Genomic DNA, 5,657 nt, shown 5'->3' with positions numbered 1-5,657 from the left:
CGCTTTTATTATATCAGTCCAAATTGATGTGATTTTCCTCATAGATTATCCCCTCCGGTTGTGAAATTTTTATGACTACTTTTATAGAACTAGTCTCCATAGATAGTTAGTCAAATCAACAGATGAGTGATTGAATTCTGCAATAGAAATTTATTATTTTAATAGAATCAACCACCATACGGCAGCCAATAAATGTACGATTGTGATATTCTTTACAGAAACAAACTCGGGGTTGGCAACCTAATTCATTATTTTTAACGTAAACCAATAAGCCTAGTAGAGTCTGTGATAACGTATTTAACAATGGGATGCATGAATAGGGTCTTCCTGGTGGAACGTGTCCCAAAACTTGGACATGCTGCGGGTCACGGCAAGCGGCAAGGTTCTTTGATTATAGCCTTTAAGATCAAGGTCTGGGAGGAAACGAACGGCTATTGACTTCATAGCATGGGACACACTGGCGGAACTTGGAACTCATTGAACAGGTGGGAAAAGGAAACTACCATGTGGCAATTGAGGCCGCCTGCATGCTCGATAGTTAGAGGGAGAACAGACAGTAAGCGAAGGAATGTCACAGAGGCAGTGGTCCGGGATGTGAAGTTTTTGTAGCTAGTTAGATCACGTTAGATTAATAAATGGAGCAGGCAGAATAAAGATGATGATAGTCCGATGAGAATGGTGCCCTATTATACGCACTCCTGATCCATATTCCCGACTGATAGTGGTGATCTTCATGGTGCCTCCGGGATATCAGCCTTCATTTCCCCGACCTTCTTCTCTAGCTTTTTCATCGTTTTTTGAACTAATATCTGGGAAAGAATAAAGTGGCACATCTCACCGGCCAAAAAGGAAAGGTAGATTCCATTGGCACCAAAGAGGTGTATAAACAGTAGCAGGAACACCTGCACAAAGCCTATACAGCGCAGGAAAGATATCAGTGTTGCATAGGTATTTCGTTCGGTGGCCTGGAAGAAGAGAATATTCATCAGTACAGGTCCCACAAAGATAAATCCCAAAGGAAACAGGCGGAACATCTGGACGGTTAACACCGTTAATTCAAGATTGCCTGAATGGAACAACAAAACGATCTTGCTGCCAAAGGCGGCACAACCTGCCACCAAGAGAATCGGGATCATGGTGTTAGTGCGCACACCAAGACGATAGACATGGGAAAATGCCTTCGCATCGCCCTTGCCGTGGTAAAAGCTCATGAGCGGCTGTGCGCCCTGCGTGACACCTATTAAAATCATATTGATGAGGGCGCACACATAGGTAACGATGGAATAAGCTGACACACCGAGCGTTCCCACTGTATGGACCAACGCCAGATTAAAGCTGAGCGCAATCGCCGACTGCCAGAATTCCATCAGGAAAGAAGCAACGCCATTACTTAGAACTCTTTTTATATCATTAAAGTGAAATATCGGTTTGCAGATTCGTAGCAGCCCTTTTTGGTCCGCAAAATGAGGGATGAAGAATGCACCCGTAGTCAGCATGGATATGCCGTTTGTTAGGGCGATCACTTCGATGCCGAAATGCATAACGAAAATTAAAATAATGTCGAGAATGATGTTGACTACCGCTCCAAAGGCAGAAGCCACCATGACCAGTTTGGGTGCATCATCATTGCGAACAAAAACGATCAGCACAAATACGACCATCTGCAATAGCGAACAGGGTGCCAGCCATTTTAGGTAAGCTACGGCAGCAGGAAACATTTCTTCATTTGCGCCCAAGAACAACACCAGATTTTCTCGGCTGAAGAACCCCACCAGAGCCAGCGTCACTCCGATGATGGCGGATAATGCCAAGCACTGGCAAAAGATGTTGTTTGTCGCTTCCATTTCTCCCTTACCCTTATGGAAGGAATATATATTGGCACCGCCGATCCCGACAAGCATTGCCAAGGCGATTATGACCATATAGAAGGGCAATACGATGTTTATCGCACCGAGTGCAATTTCACCGTTCCCTTGGCCGGCAATTATACCGTTAAGCACCGTATAAAAAGCTTGGACACTCATCGCTATAACCGATGGGACCACATACTTGGTGAATTGCTTGTCGATTGGCTCAAAGTTTACAGTTTCCTTGCTTTCCATGCTCTGCCTCCTTAAAATAAAAAACCAGATAAAATACCGGGTTAATCCCGACATCTTATCTGGCCTTTTAGCCCTCCGATGAACCTCTCAAATCACATATGATTAGAGTTCGAAGGTATTGTAGCATTCATTACAAAAATTGTCAACTAATAGGTTAAGCAAACCTGTACTGTTACGGCCTGCATATATCAGATTATTTTTTGCCATAACCCCTCGTTGCCGATTTGAATAGTTCCTACGGTATAGCTAGCCCTCACGACAGCATTACGCAGTACCTGATCCAGCAAATCTTCCTTCATGCGCATCACGGCTTTTTCTGTGCAAATCCACCTTCGCATAGATACCTGTGCAGGAAATTGAGCGGGTTTTGCATACGGGCGACACAATTTTAGCAGGTCATGCCGTTTATGTACTAGCAGTAAAATAGAAAATATTCTCGCGCCGTATAGCTGCATCCTTGGCATGCATGACTTAATAATCCATGACTACGGCCCAAACAAAAAGATCGGCTCCATATATGCCACCATTCCGGCACATCTTAACATTTCAATCATTCATAATGTTATCAAACAGGCACAGCTTGATATTCAACAAAAATTAAACATAGAAATCATTATCTACCCAGATCCAATTAATGCAGGCCACAAAAAGTAAAATTGGAAAATATCTTTGTTGACTATTAAGGGTCATACTTTTTATGTTTATAAATATTCTTGTTGACAACGCCTTGGGGAAAATTATATTTTGTACTGTTGGATTACCATGCCTCTATTGTTCAGTAGTAGCGCATTTTATTCTTTAAATAATGCCCTTAAGTTTGTTCAAGCTATTAACAGCTTTAATTCTTTTTAGTGGTTTGTCGCTGGATTGCGCAATGCTCTTGATTTGGCACAGCTTAGCTACTTATCAAATTTAGGACTTATATCATTGGGTGGCAATCGTTGCGCTGATATTGGCATTAAAAACACTTCGGTAAGTATACCACCCAAAATAAGTGTAGCAAGTTTTATGGGATATCTGAAAGGAAAATCAGCTTTAGAAATATTTGATAAACATGCAAATATAAAATACAAGTATGGTAATCGGCACTTTTGGGCAGAAGGATATTACGTAACAACAGTAGGTTTAAACGAAGCTACAATAAGAAAATATATAAAAGAACAAGATAAACATGATATAGCTTTGGATAAACTTAGTGTAAAAGAATATGCAGATCCATTTAGAAACTAATATATAGCTCCTTTAGGAGCGGCCAAAGTGGCAAGGGCAATGCGGCCTGAACAAAGTGAAAACCAGCGCCTTTAGACGCTGGCCTAATAATAACGGCTTATAGCCGTTGTGCAAACCACCCGTTTTACGGGTGGTCATGATTTTTGTTCGGCAAAAAACATTTCACCTAGAGTTCTGCATGCGTTAATGTGTATTCTTGAATATCTCCGAAAATAACCTGCCATTCATTCCGGCAAACTCGTTTTCGGCACCATTATCCCAAAAATAACAAAGCTTAAAGCCTGTTGCGCCTTTCATAATCATATGGATTTTTTCGTTTATTTCTTTACAAAATTCGGCCCTTTTTGCTTTATCAAGAACTGGGCCTTGAAGTTCTACCAGGATAGATTCCGTTTGATTAGCAACTAACTTTCCACGGATATAGCAATTATCATATTCATTAAAGTATATTTCGATGTTCGGAATCCCATATATTCTTTTTCCAGTTTCATAGACGGTTTCAGCAATAAGATCTTTTTTCTCCTGATCCAGCTTTAATGTTTTAATATTAATCTGTGGCATTTTATATTCCCCCTATAATTTATAGTATCATTTTACGCCCAATATTATTTTACTATACTGTTTTGATGATTGATAGCCGTAATTCATTGAATATTTTTAAGGGAAATGCTACAATTTGTAGTGCAAAAAGGAGTGTGAATGATGCAGTTAAGCGCTAGTTTGATTTCCGAGCAGCTTTCAGATTATATTACATTCAGGAAATATGGTGATTTTCCCGATGCTTTGAATTTAAATCGTCCTGAGCACTACGTTCAACAAAACGTATTACAACGCAATCATCTCTATGTGGCTTCCGCTGTAACTTTACCCGATTTGCTCACAGGTGAACCTGAAAGCTGCCTTATTTGTATCGGAAAACCGTCGGAAGACTATGTTGCACAAAGCTTTTCCATACTCTGCGTTTCAGAAAGCCTGGATATTTTTCGGTTATTTAACATGCTGCAAAAAATATATGATCAATATGATCTGTGGGATCAACAGATGCAACAATGTATTAATGCCTATTCGGATTTACAGGATATAGTTAATGTATCTGATTCCATCTTTCAGAACCCCATTTATTTATGCGACTCGGATTATCGAATACTTGCCGGGCCGCGTAACGATCCGCAGAATATTAAATATACATATATACCGCAAAGATTTATCAATAATTTTAAGTATGACCCGATTTATCATAAAATGTGGCAAAGTGATGTACCGATTATTTGCCAGGGAGATTTAAGGGATGATCGTCATCTTTGTCTGATCGTTCGCTCACAAGGTCAATTTGCGGTATTCGTATCTCTCATCGAAACCAATATTCCCTTCCGGGAGAGTGATTCCATTCTGTTACAGCATATGGCATATTACGTTCTGCTTCATTTTGAACAGAATTTAGTAAGCAATGAAAATAAGTCTTTCTCATTAGAGTATTTTATGAAACAGTATCTAAATCAGCAACAGATTTCCCGGCAGTCTTTTGAAAATGCACTCATGTTGTTCAATTGGAAAGCGAGCCACACTTTTTATCTTTGCTATATTGAACTGACTGAATCGGATTTACATTATAATACGATTAAATATCAATGTGACCAGATTAAGAATTTGCTGCCTTCGGCGGTTGTATTTGAGTACAACAATTGTATAGTAGCAATTGTAAATCGCTCCCTGCTAAGTGACTCTAAAGCTATTGAAGCAAGACTGTACGCATTTTTGCAAAATAGCAACTTTAAAGCGGGTATAAGCAGAGATTTTAATACTATAAACAACGTGAGAAATTATTACATTCAAGCTTTTTCCGCACTGGAACTTGGTGCAAATGCAGCTTCCGATATGTGCTATTATAAGTTTGAAGATTATTGTTTAGAGTACATGCTTAAAAACTCTTATCAAAATCTTATTCCAGAGTCTCTTTGCCCAAATGGATTGATTGAAATGAGAGAATATGATAGGGCCCATAATACACAATATATTCAAACCTTGAAAACGTATTTTGAAGAGAAATATAACGTAACACACGCAGCAAAAAAAATGTATATCCATAGAACAACCTTTATCGATCGTTTAGAAAGAATTAAAAACTTTCTCGGCATGAATTTGGAAGATTCACGTACATGTTTTTACCTCATGATTGCATTAGAGATTATGTGCGAAAAAGGTTCAGCAATGTAGCCAGGCAACTTACCTACTCTATGCCATGAAGCTAGGTGGCGACTGGGTTCATGGGGGCTATGAATAAAAGTCTGTAAATAAGGTCTTCTATGATAGTTAATAAAGAGTTAA

General features: G+C 39.4%; 5 protein-coding genes and 1 pseudogene. 3 read left to right on the top strand and 3 right to left on the bottom strand.

Going from position 1 to position 5,657, the window contains the following annotated elements; genetic code table 11:
- Positions 1 to 731 precede the first annotated feature (731 nt).
- Positions 732 to 2,102: an MATE family efflux transporter gene (locus I6751_RS04810; protein ID WP_196591578.1), complete on the bottom strand. Its 1,371-nt coding sequence runs from the start codon at positions 2,100 to 2,102 to the stop codon at positions 732 to 734.
- Positions 2,103 to 2,290: 188 nt separating this feature from the next.
- On the bottom strand, positions 2,291 to 2,440 hold the full coding sequence (locus I6751_RS04805) for a hypothetical protein (RefSeq protein ID WP_196591579.1): 150 nt from the start codon (positions 2,438 to 2,440) through the stop codon (positions 2,291 to 2,293).
- An 85-nt stretch (positions 2,441 to 2,525) separates the two neighbouring features.
- Between I6751_RS04805 and I6751_RS14170 the strand changes: the two genes are divergently transcribed.
- The gene (locus I6751_RS14170) at positions 2,526 to 2,756 is read left to right on the top strand and encodes a hypothetical protein (RefSeq protein ID WP_462139359.1); all 231 of its coding nucleotides are present in this window, start codon (positions 2,526 to 2,528) and stop codon (positions 2,754 to 2,756) included.
- A 318-nt stretch (positions 2,757 to 3,074) separates the two neighbouring features.
- Positions 3,075 to 3,332, top strand: a pseudogene (tnpA, locus tag I6751_RS04800) (IS200/IS605 family transposase); the annotation flags it as partial.
- A gap of 183 nt (positions 3,333 to 3,515) precedes the next feature.
- Here the strand turns inward: tnpA and I6751_RS04795 are convergent.
- Entirely contained in the window at positions 3,516 to 3,893 is a 378-nt protein-coding gene (locus I6751_RS04795) for a tautomerase family protein (protein WP_196591580.1), read from the bottom strand.
- A 138-nt stretch (positions 3,894 to 4,031) separates the two neighbouring features.
- Here I6751_RS04795 and I6751_RS04790 point away from each other — a divergent pair, with 138 nt between their 5' ends.
- Complete coding sequence (locus I6751_RS04790; RefSeq protein WP_196591581.1) at positions 4,032 to 5,546, top strand: PucR family transcriptional regulator; 1,515 nt, start codon at positions 4,032 to 4,034, stop codon at positions 5,544 to 5,546.
- The last annotated feature ends 111 nt before the right edge of the window (positions 5,547 to 5,657 follow it).

Source organism: Pectinatus frisingensis, from assembly GCF_015732285.1.
GTDB classification, from domain to species: Bacteria; Bacillota; Negativicutes; order Selenomonadales; family Selenomonadaceae; genus Pectinatus; species Pectinatus frisingensis.
This window is presented reverse-complemented; position numbering and strand designations above follow the sequence as displayed.